Below are 21,856 nucleotides of genomic sequence, written 5' to 3' on the forward strand. Positions count from 1 at the left end.
GAAGACGTAATCTAAGTTTATATTTTATACTCGAGAAGTCCTTTTGGTAGCCATCCAAAAGGACTTTTTTTTATGCTGAATTTATTTCAGCATCACATCAAAAATCCAACTACAAAAATCTTAATACTTAATACAAATATCTTAATACTTAAAAATCATGAGCACACAAAAATTTTCAACCAACGCATTACACGCAGGACATGACGTTACTAAAAACGCAGGAACAAGAGCAGTTCCAATTTATCAAACAACATCTTATGTTTTCAAAGATGCGGATCACGCTGCTAATCTTTTTGGACTTGCCGAAGCCGGATTTATCTATACAAGATTAAACAATCCAACCAATGATATTCTTGAGCAACGCTTAGCAGCATTAGAAGGCGGAATTGGTGCAGTTGTTACTGCTTCGGGAACGGCCGCAATTGCAACAGCGTTTTTAACGTTATTAAAAGCAGGCGATCATATTGTCGCATCCAACAGTTTGTATGGCGGAACGTATAACTTACTGAGTGTTACTTTACCAAGATTAGGAATTACAACTACTTTTGTTGATCCGTCAAATCCTGAAAACTTTACTAAAGCAGCAAAAGAAAACACTAGAGTATTTTTTGCAGAAAGCATAGGAAATCCAAAGTTAGATGTACTCGATTTGGAAGCCATATCCAAAGAAGCCAAAGCATTCAAAGTACCATTTATCGTTGATAATACGGTTGCAACGCCTTATTTGTTGAACCCAATTCAATACGGTGCAGATATTGTCATTCACTCGTTAACCAAATACATTACTGGAAATGGAACTTCTCTTGGAGGTGTTATCATTGATGCCGGAAAATTTGATTGGAGTAATGGAAAATTCCCAGAGTTCACCGAACCTTCAGCTGGATATCACGGATTAAAATACTATGAAGTTCTTGGCGCTGCATCATTTATAGCCAAAGTAAGAATTGAAGGATTACGTGATTTTGGCGCAGCTTTAAGTCCGTTTAATGCTTTTCAAACGATACAAGGATTGGAAACTTTGGAAATCAGAATTAAAAAACATTCTGAAAATGCATTGAAATTAGCACAATGGCTTGAGCAACAAGAAGAAGTTGCTTGGGTAAATTATCCAGGATTAGCATCATCAAAATACAAAGAGTTAGCCGATAAATATTTGCCAGAAGGAAAAAGCGGTATTGTAACCTTCGGATTAAAAGCAGGTTATGAAGCAGCTAAAAAAGTAGTAGGAGAAACCAAGTTATTCTCACTTTTAGCAAACATTGGTGATACAAAATCATTGATAATTCATCCGGCGAGTACAACCCATCAACAATTGTCCGATGAAGATCAACTTTCTACAGGAGTAACAAAGGATTTAATCCGTTTATCGGTTGGATTGGAAGACATCGATGATTTGAAAGCTGATTTAAAAGCAGTATTTGTAAAAGTAAAAGCAACTCAGTTTATAGTATAAAAGAATAAGCCATTGGTTTAGGTTTTGTTTGTTTGTTTTGAAGATTGTCTTCAATCATTTGGTTGAAGGCAGTCTTTTAAAAAAGGGAAGAATTGCTATAAAAAACAAAAATGAAAAAGTTAGAAAAAATAGACCTCTTTAATTTTGGGTTAGAAAACGGAAAACAGCGCGCTTATACTCCGTTATTCTATCAACTATTTGGTCAACCGTTACATTCCGCGCCGATTGTAATTGTCAATCATGCTTTGACAGGAAACTCTAATATAACTGGAGAAAACGGCTGGTGGAACGATTTAATTGGGGAAAATAAAACTATTGACACCAATTATTTTACGGTAATTGCTTTCAATATTCCTGGAAACGGATTTGATAATAATTTTGGTAATCTCATATCAAATTACAAAGATTTCACCATTCGTGATATAGCTCGTATTTTTTGGGAAGGATTGTTTTTTCTCAATGTAAATTCGGTTTTTGCACTAATTGGTGGAAGTCTTGGCGGCTCAATCGCTTGGGAAATGACAGCACTTCAACCCGATAAAATTGCAAATTTAATCCCAATTGCTACAGATTGGAAAGCTACAGATTGGGTAATTGCCAATGTCTTAATTCAGGATCAAATTCTCAATAATTCCGATGATCCGATTGCCGATGCAAGATTACACGCCATGCTTTTGTATCGAACGCCACAGTCCGTAAACCAGCGATTTCAAAGAGAAAAATTAAATGAAAACTCCATTTTTCAAATCGAAAATTGGTTGGTTAATCACGGAATAAAACTCAAAAACCGTTTTCGACTATCATCGTATAAACTAATGAATCATCTGTTGAAAACGAACGACATTACACGCGAGCGAAATAATTTCCAATCGGTAATTACTACAATTAATGCCAATATTCATATCGTAGCTGTCGATACCGATTATTTTTTCATTGCCGATGAAAACAGAAAAGATTATCAGCAAGCTAAATTGGTAAAAGAAAATGTCTTTTATCATGAAATCAATTCCATTCACGGACACGATGCTTTTTTAATCGAAATCAATCAATTATCCCAAATTTTAGAACCCATTTTTAACAAACAAAAACAACAAAAATATGTCAGCGCTTAGAGTAAATATAATCCTTTTTGGTATTGGCAATGTCGGAAGTACATTGGTTAATCAAGTCATAGAAAGTCAAAAATTCTTTTTGGAGAAAAAGAATATCGATTTACGTTTTCCAATTATAACCAATTCGTCCTTAGCTTTTTTTGAGAAAGCTGGTGTAAAAAATCAATGGGAAGCCAACTTTGCCCAATCGGCAATTCCGTTTAGAATAGAAGACATTATCGATTATGTCAAAGAACAACAATTAGAAAACTTGATAGCAGTTGATGCCACGGCAAGCGAAGAAATCATCAAAAATTACATTCCGTTGATACAAAATGGTTTTGATATCGTAGCAGCCAATAAAAAAGCAAATACGATTCATTTTGACTTCTACAAAGAACTACGAAGAAATCTCAAAAAATACGACAAATCATTTCTTTATGAAACTAATGTTGGCGCAGGTTTGCCAGTTGTTCAGACCATCAATGATTTGCATTTTTCGGGCGAAAAAATCACAAAAATTCGAGGCGTTTTCTCAGGTTCGTTGAGTTATATTTTTAATAGATTTTCATCCGAAGAAACTCCGTTTTCAAAAATTTTACTCGATGCCGAAAAAAACGGTTATACCGAACCCGATTCCCGCGAAGATTTATCAGGAAATGATGTAGCACGAAAACTATTGATTTTAGCTCGTGAAATAGAACACTCAGTTGATTTTTCCGATGTTAAAGTGTCGTCACTCTTGTTGCCCAATCTCAATACAACACATTCAAAAGCAGAGTATGCATCCAACAAGCATTTGTTCGATAAACCATTTCAAGTAGCCAAAATTACTCAGGCAGAAGACCATGTTTTGCGCTATGTTGGAGAATTTGATATAAACAATAAATCACTCGAGGTTAAATTAATTTCTGTTCCCAAAAGTTCTCCACTTGGTCAACTAAAAGGTGCTGATAATTTGATTGAAATCTACACAAAATCCTATGGTGAAATTCCCATCGTCATTCAAGGCGCAGGCGCAGGAAAAGAAGTTACAGCGCGCGGCGTTTTGACCGATATTCTCAAAATCGCCGAAAAAATAAAAGTAAAAGAAGCAATTTGGCTCTAAAAAATAAAAATTTCACTAACTAACCCAAAACCCCGAAAACCTGCAACACTATAACGTTGTAGGTTTTTATTTTTACAAAACACTTGCAAATTAACAATCTATACCATTACTTTGCATCGTTCATAAACTTATTGACCGTTATCACGAAAGCTGGAGAGATTAGACTCAATGAAAGCTTAGCAACCTATCAACACGAAAAGGTGCTACATTCTATTCGCTTCGGCGAAACAGATAACCACGAGAATTTCTCTCACTTTCCACATAACATAAAATAATTTTAAACTAGTTTGTCCTGCTGAGCTTGTCGAAGCATGGAGCGAATGGATTGCGCATTTCAGCAAACCATATTCCTGCTTTCCGCTATATTTTTTATTTTTTTAAAGAAAAAAATAAAAAGATACCGCTGCAATCAGGGCTAAAAAGCTAACCATTTTTGCAAAATCAAGTTTCCAAAAGAACTATTTCTTAATAAACTTAACTTACTTAATGGTTTAAAAAAAAACAATAAAAAGCACGTTTTACAAAAAACGAAGTTTTTATAATTCGTGTAATAAATAAGCATCAAGAATTCGTGCAAATTCGTGCAATTCGTGTAAAAATAAACTTTGTGAAACTCTGTGAAAACTTAGTGCAACTCTGTGAAACAAAACAATATGTCAAAAATAAACCAAGCCATACAAGAAAGAATTCTCGTCCTCGACGGAGCAATGGGAACAATGCTACAACGAAACAACTTCTCCGAGGAAGATTTCCGAGGCGAACGTTTCAAAGATTTTCCACATCCGTTAAAAGGAAACAACGATTTACTTTCCATCACACAACCCGAAGCTGTAAAACAAGTTCATCGACTGTATTTTCAAGCTGGCGCCGATATTGTAGAAACCAATACTTTCTCTGGAACAACCATCGGAATGGCCGATTATCACATGGAAGATTTAGTTTACGAATTAAACTATCAATCCGCCAAAATCGCTCGAGAAGTTGCCGATGAATTTACAGATAGACCACGTTTTGTAGCTGGTTCAATTGGGCCGACGAACAGAACAGCAAGCATGTCGCCAGATGTTAATGATCCAGGATTTAGAGCAGTAACTTTTGATGATTTAAGAATTGCATACAAACAACAAGTTGAAGCATTGATTGATGGCGGTTGTGATGTTTTATTAGTAGAAACTATTTTTGACACATTAAACGCAAAAGCCGCACTTTTCGCCATTGAAGAAGTAAAAGAAGAGCGAAATTTAGATATTCCAGTAATGGTTTCAGGAACAATAACTGATGCTTCAGGAAGAACACTTTCAGGTCAAACAGTTGAAGCATTTTTGATTTCCATTCAGCATATTCCGTTGTTGAGCATTGGTTTTAATTGCGCATTAGGAGCCGACCAATTAAAACCTTATTTAAAAAGATTGGCACACAATACACAACTCAATATTTCAGCGCATCCAAATGCAGGTTTACCAAACGCTTTCGGGCAATACGACCAAACACCATCCGAAATGCAAGCATTAATTAAAGAATATTTACAAGATAATTTAATCAATATCATTGGCGGATGTTGCGGCACAACACCAGAACACATCAAAGCAATTGCCGATATTGCCAAAGAATTCAAACCAAGACAAATTTTAGAAACAATATAATGACGGAAGTAAAGAATAAATATCTAAAATTATCAGGTCTTGAACCTTTAATTATAACACCCGAAAGTAATTTCATCAATGTTGGCGAACGTACCAATGTTACCGGTTCACGTAAATTTCTTCGATTAATAAAAGAAGAAAAATACGAAGAAGCACTTGATATTGCTCGTGCTCAGGTTGAAGGTGGCGCACAAATCATCGATGTCAATATGGATGAAGGAATGTTGGATGGCGTTTATGCTATGACCAAATTCCTTAACTTGATTGCTGCCGAACCCGATATTGCTAGAGTTCCAGTGATGATTGATAGTTCCAAATGGGAAATTATCGAAGCCGGATTAAAAGTTATTCAAGGCAAAGGTGTTGTGAATTCCATTTCACTAAAAGAAGGAAAAGAAGTATTCGTTCATCATGCCAAATTGATAAAAAGATATGGTGCGGCGGTTATCGTGATGGCGTTTGATGAAGTTGGTCAAGCTGATACTTACGAAAGGCGAATTGAAATTTGCAAAAGAAGTTATGATATTCTGGTTAATGAAGTAGGTTTTCCAGCCGAAGACATCATTTTTGATCCCAATATTTTTCCGGTTGCAACTGGAATGGAAGAACACAAACTAAATGCTTTAGATTTCTTTAGAGCTACAAAATGGATAAGAGAAAATCTTCCGTATGCTAATATTTCGGGTGGTGTAAGTAACGTTTCGTTTTCGTTTCGAGGAAATGACAAAGTTCGTGAAGCGATGCATTCGGCGTTTTTATATCATGCTATTCAAAACGGAATGACGATGGGAATTGTAAATCCAGAAATGTTGGAGATTTACGATGAAATTGATAAAAACTTATTGGAACACGTTGAAGATGTGTTGCTAAATAGGAGAGAAGACGCAACTGAAAGATTGTTGACTTTAGCCGAAAGTTTCAAAGGCGATGTAAAATCAAATGAGAAAGAAGTTGCAGAATGGCGAAACGGTTCGGTTCAAGATCGATTGACACATTCATTGGTAAAAGGAATAGACGAATTCATCGAAATTGATGTCGAAGAAGCTCGATTACATTCTGAAAAAGCGATTGACGTTATCGAAATCAATTTAATGGCAGGAATGAATGTTGTTGGTGATTTGTTCGGAAGCGGAAAAATGTTTTTGCCACAAGTGGTAAAGTCAGCACGTGTAATGAAAAAGGCAGTGGCATATTTGTTACCATTTATCGAAGCACAAAAAGATGGAAAATCATCTTCTGCGGGAAAAGTCTTGATGGCAACGGTTAAAGGTGATGTTCACGATATTGGGAAAAATATTGTAGCAGTCGTTTTGGGTTGTAATAATTTCGAAATCATTGATTTAGGAGTTATGGTTCCGCCGGAAAAAATCATTCAAGCTGCGGTTGAAAATAATGTAGATATCATCGGTTTAAGCGGATTGATTACACCATCATTGGACGAAATGGTTTATCTCGCCAAAGAAATGGATAAACTGAATATTAAAATCCCAATTATGATTGGTGGCGCAACAACTTCTCGCGCGCATACGGCTGTAAAAATTGCACCGGAATATAAGGAAACTGTCGTACACGTAAACGATGCTTCGCGTGCCGTAACGGTTGCTAGTAATTTACTTCAGGCAGAAACCAAAGGTAGTTATGTAAAGGCAATCCGTGAAGAATACGACAAACTTCGTGACGGTTATTTAAGTCGAAGTCGCGACAAAAATTTCCTTTCGATAGAAGAAGCACGTAGAAATAAATTACAATTGGATTGGGATAATTTCACTTCGGTAAAACCAAATTTCATTGGAACAAAAACTGTTGAAGTTGAACTTTCTGAATTGGTTGATTTCATCGATTGGACACCATTTTTTCAGTCATGGGAATTGTACGGAAAATATCCGGCAATTTTAACCGATGAGGTTGTGGGCGAACAAGCCACAAATTTATTTGATGATGCTCAAAAAATGTTACAGCAAATCGTTTCAGAAAAATGGTTTATTGCCAAAGGAATTCTCGGAATTTATCCAGCGAATACTGTTAATGATGACGATATTGAACTTTCGACTTTCGACTTTCGATTTTTGACTTTGCGCCAACAATCTCAAAAAACGGCTGGCGCGCCAAACATTGCCTTAGCCGATTTTATTGCGCCAAAAGACAGCGGAAAGCAAGATTATATAGGATGTTTTTGTGTTACAACAGGTTTTGGCGTAGATGAAAAAGCAGCTCAATTTGAAAAACAATTAGACGATTACAATTCCATTTTAGTAAAAGCTTTAGGCGATAGATTAGCCGAAGCATTTGCCGAATATTTACACCTGAAAGTCCGAAAAGAAATTTGGGGTTATGCTTCTGATGAAAATTTATCGAATGATGATTTGATTAAAGAAAATTATAAAGGAATTCGTCCTGCACCAGGTTATCCGGCTTGTCCAGACCATTTGGAAAAACCAACCATTTGGAAATTATTAAATGTAGAACAAGAAATAGGAGTGAAGCTAACTGAAAGCATGGCAATGTGGCCAGCAGCATCGGTTTCGGGATATTATTTTGCAAATCCGGAAAGTAAATATTTCGGACTTGGAAAAATAAAAGAAGACCAAGTAACAGATTATGCCAAAAGAAGAAGTATAACTTTTGAAGAAGCAAAAAAATGGCTTTCGCCGAATATAGCAGATTAAGCCCAACCTAGCCTTCCCAAAGGGAAGGAATTATTATGAGAAATGTTTAACTAAAAATACACCCAAAAAAAGCCCTTTCCTTTGGAAAGGGTTGGGAAAGGCAAATGAAAGTAACCCAACATATAGAAAACGCCAACGGAAAACCATTATTTTCGTTTGAAATACTTCCGCCGTTGAAAGGACAAAATATTCAGTCAATTTTTGACGGAATTGATCCGTTGATGGAATTCAATCCGCCTTTTATTGACGTAACGTATCATCGTGAAGAATATGAATTTAAAGAATTGCCAAACGGACTTTTGCAAAAGAAAATTGTAAAAAAACGTCCTGGAACCGTGGGAATTTGTGCCGGAATTCAAAACAAATACGATGTCGATGCCATTCCGCATATTCTTTGTGGCGGATTTACCAAAGAAGACACCGAAAATCTATTGATTGATTTGGACTTTTTGGGTATTGATAATGTTGTGGCACTTCGCGGCGACGCATTGAAAAACGAAACCTATTTCAAACCGGAGAAAGAAGGAAACGAATATGCTTCCGATTTGGTGAAGCAAATCAGTAACTTGAATGAAGGAATTTATTTGGATGAAGATTTGAAAAATTCTGCCAAAACCAATTTCTGCATTGGCGTTGCCGGTTATCCTGAGAAACACATGGAAGCGCCAAGTTTGGACAGCGATATTCATTTCTTGAAACAAAAAATAAAAAACGGAGCTGATTATATTATTACACAGATGTTTTTTGACAATAAAAAATTCTTTGATTATGTTGCCAAATGCCGTGCTGCGGGAATTACTGTGCCAATTATTCCCGGATTGAAACCTATTGCAACCAAAAAGCAATTGAATTTAATTCCGCATCGATTTTCACTAGAATTGCCTGACGATTTAATTATGGCTGTTGTAAAAGCTAAAGATAACGACGCTGTAAAGCAAATTGGTATTGAATGGTGTATTGCTCAAAGTAAAGAATTAGTCAAAGCTGGAATTCCGGTACTGCATTACTATTCGATGGGAAAATCTGAGAATATCAAAGCAATTGCCAAAGAAGTTTTTTAGTAAAGTAATAAATGGATAATTTTATCGTTATCGTTCTAAACCAAATAAAATGAAGAAAATTATTTTGATCGTTTTCCTTGGATTGAACCTGTCGATGTTCGCTCAAGATTATCCTTTTTTATCGGCTTCAACTAAGAAAATTAAGATTGGTGAATACATTGATTATTTGAATGATAATTTAGCCAAAAAAGATAGTATTCATAAAACTACTCGGTATTTTTTGGAAGATGGTTCCGCATATGATCAGAAATATGCAGATTCAATTACTAAAACAAAAGATGGTTATCGATATAGTACGAAATTTTATCGCGATACGATAAGCAATAGCTTCAGTTATGTGTTATACAAACGTGAAAAAGCGGAAGTAAAGGAAACCAATAAGGATTTTAATGATTACATCAAAGCCGATGAAAAAAACCGTAAAAAACTGAAAAAATCAGTTCTTGATGATTTGGTAATGGTTGATATTGATGGCAATCAGCACGATTTTGAAAGCATTGGAAATAAAATTATTGTGCTCGATTTTTGGTTTACCACTTGCGCACCATGCATCAAAGAAATGCCGGAAATGAATAAGTTGAAAGAACAATTTGGAACCAATAACGTGGCTTGGTTTGGCGTAACCTATGACAATAAAGAAAAGATAAACCGATTACTAAGTAAAGTACAATTTGATTTTACGATTGTGCCGAATAGCCAACATTTAGTAGATCGTTTTGGGATAAAATTCTTTCCCACTACGTTGATTATTGATGAAAACCGAAAAATTGTTTACACTGGTAGTTTTTTTAAACACAACAACAGAATGGAAGAAATAAAAACGGAACTAACTAAGTTGGTAAAAGCTAAAAAATATTCAGTTGATGCTGGTCCAGCGTTTCAAATGGGGAATGAGTAGGGTTGTGTTAAATGCATTGAAAAATAAGTTGTATCTTTAAAAAGTTTTTATTTTAATTCAAAATATCCTGTTCCACTACAGTTAAAACAAATTCCGTTCATATAATACTTATAATGACTTAAATATCCACTTCCATTACAATTATTACACGCTTCTAAATCAATAGTTTCAGTCAATGAATCGTCTTTAAAAACAAGTATTTTTTCCGTATTGTGAACTTCTTTGTGGCATAAATCACAAAGTGTTATTAAAGCAATGTCTTGATATTCCCAAGGAAGCTTGTTTAATATGTAATATTTATGATGAACATGAAGTTGAACAGTCACACGAGGATATACGATTTTGTCTTTAGAAAATTTAATTGGAGAATTTGGAATTTGTGATATTCTTTCCCAACGTTCATCTCTTTCAGATTGATTCATTTCTCTCAATCCCATCCCATAAAGTGTTATTTTGGGTTCTCCACATTTTATACATTTACAGTTGTCTCTAGAAATTATTTGCTCTCTTTTATTTTGCCATTCAGAGGTAGATAGTTTATCTTGGTAAGTTATCTTGAAACCATTGATAATTTCTTCATTTAATAAATCGTAATAACTTTTCTTTTTCATAACTTTCTAGTTCTCATAGAAGATTGGTTTAGATTTTTTTGAGTTTTATTATTTTAGAATTATTCATGGTATAATTAGTTAAAAAAAATACATTTTCAAACAATTCCAAACAAGCCATTTACCAAATATAATAAATAAATCTAATCAAACCGTATCGCTTTAGACGGCGATATTTTGGTAATGATATAGGAAGGAATTAATAAAACCAATAAACAAATGGCAACCGTTCCAATGTTTAGCAGTAAAATGTAGAATAAATTAATATCAACCGGAGCTTCGTTTACATAGTAACTTTCGGGATTGAGCTTAATGATACCAAAATATTTTTGAAGTAATAAAAGCGATATTCCAATTAAATTTCCCCAAAAAAGTCCTTTGGTAATCAAGTAAAACGAATTGTAAATAAAAATTTTTCTAATGTTCCAATTGTTCGCACCAAGTGATTTTAAAATCCCAATCATTTGGGTTCGTTCCAAAATCAAAACCAATAATGCCACAACCATATTAATCGTAGAAACGGCAATCATCACAATAAGAATCACAATAATATTAAAGTCGAAAAGCTTTAACCATTCAAAAATATAGTAAAATTTTTCCTTGATAGTTACTGAATCCAACGTTGATGAGGTTTCTTCATAAACTTGTTGTCCTTTTAAATCGATTTGGTCAAAATCGTCAATAAAAACTTCAAACGAACCCACTTCATGCGGTTTCCATTTGTTAATTCGTTGAATATGACGAATATCTCCAATAACATAATTGGCGTCAAATTCCTGAAAACCGGAATTGTAAATCCCAACAATTTTAAAATTTCTCAAATTATAACCGTCGTTATCTTCTTTCATGAAATAGGTAACAAAGCTATCGTTGAGTTTCAAACCTAATCGGTTAGCAAGAAATTCCGAGATGATGACTTCTTCGTTGAGATTGGCTTTTAAATTGGGTAATTTTCCTTGAACCAAATATTCTTCCAAGTTATCCAATTTATAATCTTTGCCAATTCCTTTAAAAATTACACCTTCAAAAGCGTTTTCTGTTCTAATGATTCCGCCTTTTCCGGCAACAGCTTGAACGTGATTGATGCCATCAACACCATTAAATTTCGGATAAAATTTTTGATAAATAGAAATCGGTTTGGTGCTAACATCCGATTGGTTGTCGTTGTAACTCGAAATAATAATATGTCCGTTGAAAGCCGAAACTTTTTGGCGTATTTTTTGCTGTAAACCAATACCGGTAGCGACTGAAACAATCATCATAATCATTCCTAACGCAATGGCGATGATGGCAATTTTTATAATTGGTGCAGAAATACTACTTTTATGGTCTTTAGCAGTAATCAGTCGTTTCGCTATAAAATATTCTAATTTCAATGGTATGATTTCAATTTCAGTGTTCAAAAATACAGTTTTATTCTCGGTTTTACTAATGTTGTCTTGTGGTAGTAGTTCTACTAAGAAAATAGAAAATAGAGAAGAGAAAATAGAAGTTATTGCTGAGAAGCAATTGGTAGAAATAAAAACTGGAGCCGATAATTATGTGGCTTATTTGCCTTTGTTAAAAGATAAAAAAATCGGTATTATTACGAACCAAACCGGAATTCTTTCTGATAAAACGCATTTGGTTGATTTTCTTTTAGACAAAAAAATCAATGTCCAAAAAATCTACGCACCAGAACACGGTTTTCGTGGAACTGCCGATGCTGGCGAATTGATTAAAGACGGAAAAGACACTAAAACGGGTTTGCCAATCATTTCATTATACGGAAATAACAAAAAACCAAAACTGGAACAATTGGCCGGAATTGATGTTTTAGTTTTTGATTTACAAGATGTTGGTGCACGATTTTATACTTATATTTCGTCGTTGCATTATATTATGGAAGCTTGTGCCGAAAATAATATTCCGTTAATTGTACTAGACAGACCAAATCCAAACGGAAGTATTGTTGACGGACCAATTTTGGAAAAAGAACATACAAGTTTTGTTGGAATGCATCAAATTCCGTTGCTTCACGGCATGACCATTGGTGAATATGCCAAAATGATTAACGGCGAAAAATGGCTTAAGAATGGCGTAGAATGTAAGCTGACAGTTATTCCGTGTTTGAATTACAACCGAGAAATGGCGTACAGTTTGCCGGTTAAACCATCGCCAAATTTACCGAATGATCAATCGATAAATCTATATGCGAGTTTATGTTTGTTTGAAGGAACAAATGTAAGTTCTGGTCGTGGAACCGAAATGCAATTCCAAATTTATGGTTCGCCATTTCTGCCAAAAAGTAGTTTCAGTTTTACGCCAATGCCTAATTTTGGTGCCAAAGATCCAATGCATAACGGAAAATTATGCTATGGCGAAGATTTAACTAAGATCGAAAAAGTGAAACAGTTGGAATTAAAATGGTTGATTAAAGCCTACAATTCAACGTCGGATAAATCGAAATTTTTTAATGATTTCTTCGTAAAATTAGCCGGAACTAAAAAGTTAAGAGAACAAATCGAAGCAGGAGTTTCTGAAAATGAAATCAGAAAATCTTGGGAAAAAGGATTGAATAATTTTAAAACAATGCGTCGCAACTATTTGATTTACAAATAAAATTCTTTGTGAACTTTGTGAAAAATCGTAGTGAACTTCGTGGTTAAATCTAACCACAACGTACACAAAGAAAGCACGAAGAACACAATATTCAAAGTTTTATTTCAATATTTGGATTGATTTTCAAGAGTTCATTTATAAATTCATCTCTTTCTTCAGGAGAAAGTAAAACTTCATCAAATTTATTGTAAACAATAGCAATTCTGTCTAAAGACATTGCTGGAGAACTCAAAGGATTGTTTGTTCTATAAATTTTTCTGATGGTTTTAATATCGATTTTTGTTTTCCAAATAACTAAATTTTCGCCATCAATTTTATACTGAATGGTTTTAGATAAAAAGAAAAAAATAATTAAAATCAATCCAAAAACTAGTGATAAAACATATTCTTTACTGAGAATTCCATCAACAATTGGATAGCCAAAAAGTATAAGAATTAGAATAATTAGCCACCAATCGATTTTTGATTTGTATATTTTCATATTATAAAGGTAATTTTTTCTTCATTTCCTCCACAATATTAAATGCTGCCGGACAAATTTCTACGTTTTTTAATGTCAAATTGGATATTTGCTGAAACTTTTTTCTATCGGTATGTGGAAATTCGCGACACGCTTTTGGGCGAACATCATAGATGAAACATTTATTGTCGGCTTCTAAAAAAGTACACGGAACACTTTGCAAAACATAATCATTGTCTTCATCAATGCGTAAATATTGGTCAATAAACTGTTGCGGTTTTTGTCGAAAATGCTTTGAAATTCGTTCTATATCAGCCAAAGTGAAAAGTGGACCAGTTGTTTTACAGCAATTGGCACATTCCAAACAATCGGTTTTTTTAAACTCGGCTTCGTGCAAATCTTGCATTACATAATCCAGATTTTTAGGCGTTTTCTTTTTAAGCTTATCGAAATACTTTTTGTTTTCGTTATGCTTATCTTTGGCCAACTTTTGTAATATGTTAATTTGTGGATTTGTCAATTTGGTTATTTGATGTTGAGCCACAAAATTACACAAAACGAATAATCAAATAACCGAAAAACCAAATTAAACTATGAAAGACCTTTTCGGAAAAGCCATACTTGATTTTCAAACTCATAATTCGCCAGAAGATTTAATCACAGAAACCAATATCTCTGAAGCCGATGAAATGGATGTTGCGTATCTTTTCAGAGATTTTAAATCGATGCCAAAGTTGGAACAAAAAGCATTGCAACTCGCCAAAGGAAAAGTACTCGATGTAGGCTGTGGCGCAGGAAGTCACGGTTTGTATCTTCAAGAAAAAGGATTGGACGTAACATCTATTGATATTTCTGAAAATGCTGTGAAAGCTTGTCAATTAAGAGGTTTGAAGAACGTAAAAGTTCAAGATGTTTTAGCTATTGAGAATGACAAATTTGATACTATTCTGCTTTTAATGAACGGAACAGGAATTTTCAGAACGTTGATGGAATGTTCAAAATATCTGCAAAAATTAAAATCGTTGCTCAATCCAAACGGTCAAATTTTAATCGATAGTTCGGATATCATCTATATGTATGACGAAGATGAAGACGGAAGTTATCTCGTTCCTGCTAATCAATATTATGGCGAATTAGTTTTTACGGTTTCTTATAAAGGTCAAACTGACGAACCGTTTCCTTGGTTGTATATGGATTACAATACGCTACAAAATGCAGCGCATGCCAATGGTTTGAACTGCGAATTAATTATGGAAGGAAAGCATTTTGATTATTTGGCGAAAATTTATACTTAATTTTGAATAGATATAGGCAATGAATATTGAACTCTAACTTTTTCACCATCAACTTCGCCTGGTTTCCATGCTGGACAAATTTTTAAAACTCGTACAGCTTCTTCTCCAGTTCCATGACCAATATCTCTTATAACTTTTATATCATTTAGACTTCCATCTTTTTCGATGATAAAAGTTAAAAATATTTTGCCTTTTAAACCTTTAACATTCGGTGTTTTATAATTTTGACCGATGTATTTATAAAATTCTCCCATTCCTCCAGGAAATTCGGGTTGCACTTGAATTCCAGCAGTATTGTAGATGTTTTCGTTAATTTTAATTTCTTCTTCTTGTGCTTGGATTTCAGTTGACAATAACATCAAAAAGATAATTGCTAGATGTTTCATAAGCTAGTTGTTTATCCAAAAATATGATTTTTTTTGCAAAAAAAAGTCCCAAACTATGAAAAGTTGGGACTTATGTAAGTTTAAAATACAACTATTATTGCATGTATTTTGTCATCATAGTTTGAACTTCGCCTTGTAAAGTCATCATAGCTTCTTGTGATTTTTCGGCAATTGCTTCTGCTTTTTCGGCCATTTTTTTACCTGTTGGACTATTGTAAAAAGCTAGCATTGCTTTGATATCTTCTTTAGAATATTCAGCCATATAGATTTCTGCTGTAGCATCGTTTGCTTTTTTCATCAAAGCATCAAATTCAATTACAAATGCAGCTTGTTTAGCAGAAGGAATCATTGTTAGCAACTGTTTTTTTGCAGCGTTCAACTGACCAGAAGCACCACTTTTTTCAATTACTTGTAATACATCTTCTTTGTTTGGTTTTTCTTGAGCAACCATTACACTTGTTACGAATACAAATGTAATTGATAATAAAAATTTTTTCATTTATTTTTTTTAATAAAGTTAATGGTATAAAAATAGTGATTTTCATTTGAAATGAAATCTATTTTTTCTTGAAAGTCATAGGATATTTTATTTCGATGCTAATTGGTTTTCCTTTTCTTTTGGCGGGTTCCCATTTTGGACATTTTTTCATCACGCGAATGATTTCAGTCGCTGATTCAATGTCTAGCATTTGAACGACTTTGATGTTTTTTATATCGCCATTTTCATCAACGGTAAACGAAAAAATCATGGTTCCAGATTTTGAAACTTTTGAATAATCAAATTCACTTCTGATGAATTTTCCAAATTCATCCATAGAATCGTCACCTCTGAATTTAGCATCAATTTTGCTTCCATCGAGATAAACTTCATCTTCGCCACCAATTTGGGCTAATGAAAAAATAGGAGTTAATAGTATTAGAAAAAAGAAAATTGTTTTCTTCATTTTAAGGAATATTCAAGTATTTGTGTGTTTGTAATGAAACTCTCCATTTAGGATTATTCATTACATAATCAACAATCAACGGTGTCATTTCATCTTTTTTACTCCATTCGGGTTGCAAGAAGAGAATAGCATTTGGATTTACTTTTGCGGCTTGTTCTTCGGCAAATTGAAAATCGTGTTTGTTGTATATGATTACTTTTAATTCGTCAGCAATATCATAAGCGGTTTGAACTGGTAACTTTGTTTTTTTTGGAGAAAGACAAAACCAATCCCAAGTTCCGGTTACATCATAAGCACCTGAAGTTTCAATATGAACGCGTAGATTTTTTGCTTTTAATTTTTGGGTAAGCAAAGTCATGTCCCAAGTTAAAGGTTCGCCTCCAGTAATTACAACAGTGTCGGCATATTTTGAAGCGTTTTTAACAATTATGTCAGTAGCTGTTGGTGGATGCAAATCGGCATTCCAACTTTCTTTAACGTCACACCAATGGCAACCTACATCGCAACCGCCAATTCTAATGAAGTAAGCCGCAGTTCCAGTGTGAAATCCTTCGCCTTGAATGGTGTAGAATTCTTCCATTAACGGAAGCATTTCTCCTTTATTTACTGCTAATTGTATTTCTTTTGCAATCATTTTAATCAAAAATAGTCTGCAAAGATACTCAATTTGTTCTGCTTGTTTTTGAAATGTCATTAAATAAAAAAACCATCCAAAAAATGGATGGCTTAGTTAAGAGTTGTTTTCTTATTACTTTAATAATTTCAGTGAGTCTAAAGCATATTGATTCGTTGGGTCAATTGATAACGTTTTATTTAAAAGTTCTTTAGCTTTAGCTTTATCTGAATTTGCATAATGCGCAGCCATATTGTTGTATGCTTCTGTGAACTTAGATTTATTTTTAGTTATTTCTTCTTGTCCTTTTGCTGTAACTACATCAATATACTGTTGGTAATAATCAGACATTTGTTGATCATTTTCTAACATTTTATTAGTTCTCGCTCTAAAGATGTATGCATCTTGAGTTGTTGGAGAAGCTGTGATTACATTTCCAAAGGCAACATCGGCTTTTTGTAGTGCAATTTTATCTCTTTTATCGGCATCTTTTCCAGAGTTGTCATAATAAATTGCGTTTCCTAAATAGAAATTATCAATCAAGTAATTTTTAGAAGTTGGAACACTAACGGCTGCTTCAAAAACGGCTGCTGCAGCACCAAAAGCTTTTTGCTCATATAGTTTTTTTCCTAATTCATTCAAATCATTAGCAATTAACGGATCCATTTCGATTGCTTTTTTTACTGTTGTCATTGCATCAGTTAAGGCAGTAGCATCGGTAACTTTTCCATCTTCAGTGATTGCTTTTTTGATTTTTGCTTGTGCTAAATAAGCATAATCTTTTGCAATAATTTTATGATTTGGGTTAGAAGTATAATCGGTTAACGCTTTTAATGCACCGTCAATATTTCCATTTTCATAAGCTGAATAACCTAAATATCTAAGAATTCTTGGGTTTACACCATCTAATTCTTTCATTTTATTTGCCACTGTTTCTAGTGCTTTATAATCTTTTGCTAAGATTAAAAAGTCAGCATGACGCATGCGAGAGTTCAAAGAATAATCAGTTAAGCTCATGTATTTTTCATAAAAATTCAATGCTTTTTTGATGTTTTCAGTATAAGTTTTTGGTTCGTTATTTCCCCATAAATAGTGAGTTTCAGCTAATTCTCTGTAAACTGGACCATAATTTGGGTTGATAGCGATAACTTCGTTGTATGCTTTAACGGCTTCAGTGTATGCTTTTGCACCTTTCAAAAGCACACCTAATTGCATTTTTGCTCTTATCAAGGTGTCGTCAGTTTGATACGCATTTCTATAAGCAACATAAGCATCGTTTTGATTTTTGTCGCCATAAAAAGCATCTCCAAGTGCTAGTTGAACTTGAGCATCATTTGGGTTTGCTAATTTAGCCTTGTTTAGGATTTCGATTGCTTTTTTGTAATTAGGCTTGTCTGCATTCATGTAAGCACGAGCAATGTGAACTAATTCCTCAGTATCTTTTTTCTTCAAATCTTTAATAACCATATCGAATTTAGCTTGTGCAGCACTATGATTATTCGCATCTAAATCCATTTGACCTAAACCAATGTGATTTAGTTTGGCACTTTCACTTGCTGTTAAACCTTTTTGAAAATAAATTGCAGCCGAGTCAGCAATATTTTGCTTTAAATAGATGTTTCCTAAAAGGAAAGCTGCTTTTCCGTTGCTTGGTTTAGCTTGTATAATCGATTTTAGAAGTCCTTTTGCTTTTTCAAATTGTTCTGCATCGATGGCTTTTTTCGCTGGCTCTAAATCTTGAGCTTGCGTTGTAAAAGTTGAAGCCAATAGGGCAAAACTTAAAATTTTAATCGTTTTCATTTTTCTTGTATTTAATTTTTGTCTTTAGAATTTTATTTTCTTATCACGATTTTTCGACTTGGTATGCGAACAGGTAGTAATCCTGATTTTAACACAATTCTTTGTCCTCTTTCTCCACCAAGAAAGGAAGCAAATCCCATTCCTAGTCCAGAATAACCCTGACAATTGATAATATACAAATCACGTGCCAAAGGATATTTTCCTTGAGCTAGATTATCTTGGCTTGGATAAATATAGTCTTGTTTATTTATGTCTTTTACACTCAAAACCGAAACCGCATCAACATTGTTTTGCATGTCTAACGGTGCTTGTGTTAGCCAATTTATACCAACAACTCCAATCATTCCATCGTTTTCTGCCACATATTTTATTACTTCATTATTGGTGTTAAATGAGTAAATATTTTTTTGTGGTGTAATTTTTATACCCGATAATTCTGAAATTAATCGCACAGAACTTGAGTTTGGATTATCAAAAACTAAACCTTTAATTCCATTAACCGAATTCCCTTTCATGAAATTGATTACATCATCAAGAGCAATCAAAGTATCATTTGATTTTTTATTTCGTATAAAAACGACAGCATCTGTTGCAAAATGTGTCATTTTAGGATTGATTTTTTTGGCTACAAAAGCTTTCAATTCATTATTGGATAGTTTTCTTGGTAATACTGCAATTTTTACGGTGTCATTCATTAAACTATTGATGATTTCATTTTCTGATTTTGTAATCAATTTTAATTTTGCATCATATTCGGTTTCAAAAACAGCTTGCTGATCTTCAACTATAGGAAATATAGATTCGTCTACAAATAATGTGGCTTTACCTTTGATTATGGTTTCTTTGTTCTTGTCTTGACATGCAAAAACGAATAGTACAAGTACTAGTAATATCCCTGATAATGTTTTGAGCAATTTAGTCATTTTGAATTTTATCTGTGTTAAAAAAACGTAAAAATCTTAAAAAAGCATATACTATTAGAATTACTCCTAATGCAGTTCTATAGTTGGACGGCATATTTAAAGGTAGTTTTTCCCAAAAAATAATGATTAGTCCAATTGTTAAATAAATCAAAAAAAACAAAATTCCTATAACGAGAAGAAATCGCTCTTTTAGCGATTTCTTCTTGAAATTTTCTATAAATCTTGATAACATTAGTCAGCAGATTGAATGCTAATAGGTAAAGAGTATTGAACCCTTACTTTTTTACCATTTTGTTCACCTGCATTCCATTTTGGACAAGATTTTAAAACTCTAATAGCTTCTTTTCCCGTTCCATATCCAATATCTCTAATTACTTTGATATCAGTTAGTGAACCATCTTTTTCTACTACGAAAGTTACAAAAACTTTACCTTTCAAGCCTTCTTCTTCAGGAGTATTGTAGTTTTTTGAGATAAACTTGTAAAATTTATCCATTCCACCAGGAAATTCAGGTTGTACTTGGATACCTGCCGTGTTATAAATTCCGTTATCTTCTTCAACTACTTGATTAACTGGTCCATCTCCTACAGGTTGATCGATAGCTATTTTAGCATTTGGATCGCCTTCCATGGTTTTGTCAGCAATCTTTTTTTCCTTCAAATCTTCCATTTTTGGAGGATCTTCTACAATTTCTTCTGTTTTTGCAACCACTGGTTTAACAAATTTTACCTGATCCACTTTTGGCGGTGGTGGCGGTGGAGGTGGAAGATTTTCTGGTTTTTTTTCTTCTTTTGGAGGTAACTTAACGGTTACTATCTTTTTGTCTAAGACTGCTTCTTCATCACTGCTATCTGGTATTAAATCAGCTATCAGAGGCGAAGCTACTGCCAAACCAAAAATAAAAGCTCCAATTAGAAGTGAACGAAACGTTGTTTTTGAATTTTCTTTACGAAGTTCGTATGCGCCATACGCCTTGTTTTTTCCTTCAAAAACGATGTCTATCCACTGTCTTTTTAATAAGTCTAATTTCATTTTTTACTTTTTTAAAGATTAGTACAAGACATTACTTGTTCATTTCATCTACTAGTTTCTGCTCTTCTGGTGTAATGTCATTTACTATTGCATAAGTAGGTACATTACATATTGCCATTTCATCTAAAATATCAACTAAATTTCTGTAAGTTGATTTTTTAGTAGGTTTGATAATTACAATCATTCCTTTTTCTTTACTACCTGTTGCTTGAGGAATTGAAGTAACTCTTTTTAGTAATTCTTTTCTAATTCCATTTTTGCCATAAGTTCCATCAGCTGGTGCTCCACCTGGTTCTGGTGATTCAAGTAAACCATGAAACCATTTGATTTTGTTGTCTTTTCCAAGTATGATAGTAACTGTTCGGACTTGATCTACTTTTATATCGTCTTCTTTTTCATTAGGATCTTTCTTTTTATCAGGTAAACCTAAATCCATCGATTGAGGTTTAGATAAAGATGTCGTCAACATAAAGAACGTAATCAATAAGAATGCCAAATCCACCATGGCAGTAAGATCTACTTTTGAGTTGGATTTTTTACTTCTTACCTTTTTACTGCCTTTTTTGCCACCGCCATCGCCGGTATTTAATTCAGCCATTATATTTTATTATTAAAATTAATAATCTTTCCCTCTTAAGCCAGTAACTAGATTGAAACTATTTACGTCTTGATCTTGTAACATATCCATAATTTTTTGAATTCTAGGATATAATTCTTTAGCATCTCCTTTAATAGCAAATTTTAGATCTTCATCTTTTAATTCAGCATTTGCTTGTCTTGAAGTATAAACCCAATCTTTTAATTGGTTGTTTATTGAGTCGGTAGGAATTCCTGTCTGAACTCCTTGTTTAATTCTGTCAGAATTTTTCATAGCCAATACTTGTTTCAAAGCTTCGATTGGAACGCCAAACTCTTCAATTAGAGCGAATTGTGCTATTTCTTCATCGGTAAATGAAATGTTGTATTTTTGAGCCATGAACTCTAATGTTTTAATGCGTAGTTCCTTACCTTTTAAACCGTAAAATACTTGATCTTCATTGTTGTTTTTTCCAACTGTTATAATAGCTAAATCCGTTTCTGGTAATTTAGTCTGCACAGTAGATGAAGGTGTATCAACTGGTAATGGCTCTGGCGATTTTGCAGTAGCCGTGAGGATAAAGAATGTTAGCAAAAGGAAAGCTACGTCACACATCGCTGTCATGTCAATGGAAGTTGCTTTTTTAGACATTTTTACTTTAGCCATTTATTTATTTTTTAAATAATTAGAATTCTAA

Annotated in this window: 22 protein-coding genes and 1 riboswitch; of the genes, 9 read left to right on the forward strand and 13 right to left on the reverse strand. The window is 33.6% G+C overall.

The genetic code is table 11. The annotated features are described in order from the left end of the window. The first annotated feature begins 157 nt into the window (after nt 1-157). The 7 genes from G6042_RS07445 to G6042_RS07475 all read left to right on the forward strand — a co-directional run bounded on the left by G6042_RS07445 (nt 158) and on the right by G6042_RS07475 (nt 9,920). Nucleotides 158-1,453 (forward strand): O-acetylhomoserine aminocarboxypropyltransferase/cysteine synthase family protein, encoded by a 1,296-nt coding sequence (locus G6042_RS07445; RefSeq protein ID WP_169523675.1) that lies wholly within the window; start codon nt 158-160, stop codon nt 1,451-1,453. 110 nt (nt 1,454-1,563) lie between these two features. Next, nucleotides 1,564-2,565: an alpha/beta fold hydrolase gene (locus tag G6042_RS07450; protein ID WP_169523676.1), complete on the forward strand. Its 1,002-nt coding sequence runs from the start codon at nt 1,564-1,566 to the stop codon at nt 2,563-2,565. Beyond that, nucleotides 2,552-3,652 carry a homoserine dehydrogenase family protein gene (locus G6042_RS07455; protein WP_169523677.1) on the forward strand — a complete coding sequence of 367 codons (1,101 nt, stop codon included), beginning with the start codon at nt 2,552-2,554 and terminating at the stop codon, nt 3,650-3,652. Before G6042_RS07450 ends, G6042_RS07455 begins: the two co-directional genes overlap by 14 nt. Before the next feature lie 135 nt (nt 3,653-3,787). Beyond that, nucleotides 3,788-3,890, forward strand: a riboswitch (SAM riboswitch). Between the two features lie 415 nt (nt 3,891-4,305). Beyond that, complete coding sequence (locus G6042_RS07460) at nt 4,306-5,295, forward strand: homocysteine S-methyltransferase family protein (protein ID WP_169523678.1); 990 nt, start codon at nt 4,306-4,308, stop codon at nt 5,293-5,295. Then, nucleotides 5,295-7,961 carry a methionine synthase gene (gene metH / locus G6042_RS07465; RefSeq protein ID WP_169523679.1) on the forward strand — a complete coding sequence of 889 codons (2,667 nt, stop codon included), beginning with the start codon at nt 5,295-5,297 and terminating at the stop codon, nt 7,959-7,961. The genes G6042_RS07460 and metH overlap by 1 nt, the downstream gene beginning before the upstream one ends. A gap of 104 nt (nt 7,962-8,065) precedes the next feature. Next, a complete protein-coding gene (gene metF / locus G6042_RS07470) occupies nt 8,066-9,022 on the forward strand; it encodes a methylenetetrahydrofolate reductase [NAD(P)H] (protein WP_169523680.1) in 957 nt (318 codons plus the stop codon). Between the two features lie 49 nt (nt 9,023-9,071). Further along, nucleotides 9,072-9,920: a TlpA family protein disulfide reductase gene (locus G6042_RS07475; RefSeq protein ID WP_169523681.1), complete on the forward strand. Its 849-nt coding sequence runs from the start codon at nt 9,072-9,074 to the stop codon at nt 9,918-9,920. A 47-nt stretch (nt 9,921-9,967) separates the two neighbouring features. Here G6042_RS07475 and G6042_RS07480 read toward each other — a convergent pair whose 3' ends face one another. Together G6042_RS07480 and G6042_RS07485 are read right to left on the reverse strand one after the other, a co-directional pair. Beyond that, nucleotides 9,968-10,531 (reverse strand): hypothetical protein, encoded by a 564-nt coding sequence (locus G6042_RS07480; protein ID WP_169523682.1) that lies wholly within the window; start codon nt 10,529-10,531, stop codon nt 9,968-9,970. A 140-nt stretch (nt 10,532-10,671) separates the two neighbouring features. Continuing rightward, nucleotides 10,672-11,904, reverse strand: a complete 1,233-nt coding sequence (locus G6042_RS07485) for an ABC transporter permease (protein WP_169523727.1) — start codon at nt 11,902-11,904, stop codon at nt 10,672-10,674. A gap of 4 nt (nt 11,905-11,908) precedes the next feature. Here G6042_RS07485 and G6042_RS07490 point away from each other — a divergent pair, with 4 nt between their 5' ends. Continuing rightward, complete coding sequence (locus G6042_RS07490; protein ID WP_169523683.1) at nt 11,909-13,129, forward strand: exo-beta-N-acetylmuramidase NamZ family protein; 1,221 nt, start codon at nt 11,909-11,911, stop codon at nt 13,127-13,129. A gap of 91 nt (nt 13,130-13,220) precedes the next feature. Here the strand turns inward: G6042_RS07490 and G6042_RS07495 are convergent, their stop codons facing one another. Both G6042_RS07495 and G6042_RS07500 read right to left on the reverse strand, forming a co-directional pair. Then, the gene (locus tag G6042_RS07495; protein ID WP_169523684.1) at nt 13,221-13,610 is read right to left on the reverse strand and encodes a PH domain-containing protein; all 390 of its coding nucleotides are present in this window, start codon (nt 13,608-13,610) and stop codon (nt 13,221-13,223) included. A gap of 1 nt (nt 13,611) precedes the next feature. Beyond that, nucleotides 13,612-14,109 (reverse strand): YkgJ family cysteine cluster protein, encoded by a 498-nt coding sequence (locus G6042_RS07500; protein ID WP_169523685.1) that lies wholly within the window; start codon nt 14,107-14,109, stop codon nt 13,612-13,614. 73 nt (nt 14,110-14,182) lie between these two features. Here G6042_RS07500 and G6042_RS07505 point away from each other — a divergent pair, with 73 nt between their 5' ends. Then, complete coding sequence (locus tag G6042_RS07505; RefSeq protein ID WP_169523686.1) at nt 14,183-14,884, forward strand: class I SAM-dependent methyltransferase; 702 nt, start codon at nt 14,183-14,185, stop codon at nt 14,882-14,884. Here G6042_RS07505 and G6042_RS07510 read toward each other — a convergent pair. The 9 genes from G6042_RS07510 to G6042_RS07550 all read right to left on the reverse strand — a co-directional run bounded on the left by G6042_RS07510 (nt 14,881) and on the right by G6042_RS07550 (nt 21,825). After that, nucleotides 14,881-15,270, reverse strand: coding sequence for an energy transducer TonB (locus G6042_RS07510; protein WP_169523687.1), 390 nt, complete (start codon nt 15,268-15,270; stop codon nt 14,881-14,883). The two genes, G6042_RS07505 and G6042_RS07510, sit on opposite strands and share 4 nt — an antisense overlap. Before the next feature lie 94 nt (nt 15,271-15,364). Further along, nucleotides 15,365-15,769 carry a DUF2059 domain-containing protein gene (locus G6042_RS07515; protein WP_169523688.1) on the reverse strand — a complete coding sequence of 135 codons (405 nt, stop codon included), beginning with the start codon at nt 15,767-15,769 and terminating at the stop codon, nt 15,365-15,367. 58 nt (nt 15,770-15,827) lie between these two features. Then, nucleotides 15,828-16,214 carry an energy transducer TonB gene (locus tag G6042_RS07520; RefSeq protein WP_169523689.1) on the reverse strand — a complete coding sequence of 129 codons (387 nt, stop codon included), beginning with the start codon at nt 16,212-16,214 and terminating at the stop codon, nt 15,828-15,830. Between the two features lies 1 nt (nt 16,215). Continuing rightward, on the reverse strand, nt 16,216-16,848 hold the full coding sequence (locus tag G6042_RS07525; protein WP_169523690.1) for a 7-carboxy-7-deazaguanine synthase QueE: 633 nt from the start codon (nt 16,846-16,848) through the stop codon (nt 16,216-16,218). 114 nt (nt 16,849-16,962) lie between these two features. After that, nucleotides 16,963-18,627 carry a tetratricopeptide repeat protein gene (locus G6042_RS07530; protein ID WP_169523691.1) on the reverse strand — a complete coding sequence of 555 codons (1,665 nt, stop codon included), beginning with the start codon at nt 18,625-18,627 and terminating at the stop codon, nt 16,963-16,965. Nucleotides 18,628-18,659: 32 nt separating this feature from the next. Continuing rightward, the gene (locus G6042_RS07535) at nt 18,660-19,550 is read right to left on the reverse strand and encodes a PstS family phosphate ABC transporter substrate-binding protein (protein WP_169523692.1); all 891 of its coding nucleotides are present in this window, start codon (nt 19,548-19,550) and stop codon (nt 18,660-18,662) included. Nucleotides 19,551-19,781: 231 nt separating this feature from the next. Continuing rightward, nucleotides 19,782-20,582, reverse strand: a complete 801-nt coding sequence (locus G6042_RS07540; protein ID WP_169523693.1) for an energy transducer TonB — start codon at nt 20,580-20,582, stop codon at nt 19,782-19,784. Nucleotides 20,583-20,613: 31 nt separating this feature from the next. Beyond that, a complete protein-coding gene (locus G6042_RS07545) occupies nt 20,614-21,180 on the reverse strand; it encodes an ExbD/TolR family protein (RefSeq protein ID WP_169523694.1) in 567 nt (188 codons plus the stop codon). Nucleotides 21,181-21,198: 18 nt separating this feature from the next. Next, complete coding sequence (locus tag G6042_RS07550) at nt 21,199-21,825, reverse strand: ExbD/TolR family protein (RefSeq protein ID WP_169523695.1); 627 nt, start codon at nt 21,823-21,825, stop codon at nt 21,199-21,201. Nucleotides 21,826-21,856: the final 31 nt, after the last annotated feature.

The sequence above is a fragment of the Flavobacterium solisilvae genome, from assembly GCF_012911605.1.
Classification (GTDB): Bacteria; Bacteroidota; Bacteroidia; order Flavobacteriales; family Flavobacteriaceae; genus Flavobacterium; species Flavobacterium solisilvae.

Coding starts and splice junctions, on each gene's coding strand:
- G6042_RS07475 (WP_169523681.1), top strand. CDS start 9,072: ATGAAGAAAATTATTTTGATCGTTTTCCTTGGATTGAACCTGTCGATG.
- G6042_RS07515 (WP_169523688.1), bottom strand. CDS start 15,769: ATGAAAAAATTTTTATTATCAATTACATTTGTATTCGTAACAAGTGTA.
- G6042_RS07480 (WP_169523682.1), bottom strand. CDS start 10,531: ATGAAAAAGAAAAGTTATTACGATTTATTAAATGAAGAAATTATCAAT.
- G6042_RS07545 (WP_169523694.1), bottom strand. CDS start 21,180: ATGGCTGAATTAAATACCGGCGATGGCGGTGGCAAAAAAGGCAGTAAA.
- G6042_RS07520 (WP_169523689.1), bottom strand. CDS start 16,214: ATGAAGAAAACAATTTTCTTTTTTCTAATACTATTAACTCCTATTTTT.
- G6042_RS07535 (WP_169523692.1), bottom strand. CDS start 19,550: ATGACTAAATTGCTCAAAACATTATCAGGGATATTACTAGTACTTGTA.
- G6042_RS07525 (WP_169523690.1), bottom strand. CDS start 16,848: ATGATTGCAAAAGAAATACAATTAGCAGTAAATAAAGGAGAAATGCTT.
- G6042_RS07495 (WP_169523684.1), bottom strand. CDS start 13,610: ATGAAAATATACAAATCAAAAATCGATTGGTGGCTAATTATTCTAATT.
- G6042_RS07460 (WP_169523678.1), top strand. CDS start 4,306: ATGTCAAAAATAAACCAAGCCATACAAGAAAGAATTCTCGTCCTCGAC.
- G6042_RS07455 (WP_169523677.1), top strand. CDS start 2,552: ATGTCAGCGCTTAGAGTAAATATAATCCTTTTTGGTATTGGCAATGTC.
- metF (WP_169523680.1), top strand. CDS start 8,066: ATGAAAGTAACCCAACATATAGAAAACGCCAACGGAAAACCATTATTT.
- G6042_RS07490 (WP_169523683.1), top strand. CDS start 11,909: ATGATTTCAATTTCAGTGTTCAAAAATACAGTTTTATTCTCGGTTTTA.
- G6042_RS07445 (WP_169523675.1), top strand. CDS start 158: ATGAGCACACAAAAATTTTCAACCAACGCATTACACGCAGGACATGAC.
- G6042_RS07450 (WP_169523676.1), top strand. CDS start 1,564: ATGAAAAAGTTAGAAAAAATAGACCTCTTTAATTTTGGGTTAGAAAAC.
- metH (WP_169523679.1), top strand. CDS start 5,295: ATGACGGAAGTAAAGAATAAATATCTAAAATTATCAGGTCTTGAACCT.
- G6042_RS07505 (WP_169523686.1), top strand. CDS start 14,183: ATGAAAGACCTTTTCGGAAAAGCCATACTTGATTTTCAAACTCATAAT.
- G6042_RS07540 (WP_169523693.1), bottom strand. CDS start 20,582: ATGAAATTAGACTTATTAAAAAGACAGTGGATAGACATCGTTTTTGAA.
- G6042_RS07550 (WP_169523695.1), bottom strand. CDS start 21,825: ATGGCTAAAGTAAAAATGTCTAAAAAAGCAACTTCCATTGACATGACA.
- G6042_RS07510 (WP_169523687.1), bottom strand. CDS start 15,270: ATGAAACATCTAGCAATTATCTTTTTGATGTTATTGTCAACTGAAATC.
- G6042_RS07530 (WP_169523691.1), bottom strand. CDS start 18,627: ATGAAAACGATTAAAATTTTAAGTTTTGCCCTATTGGCTTCAACTTTT.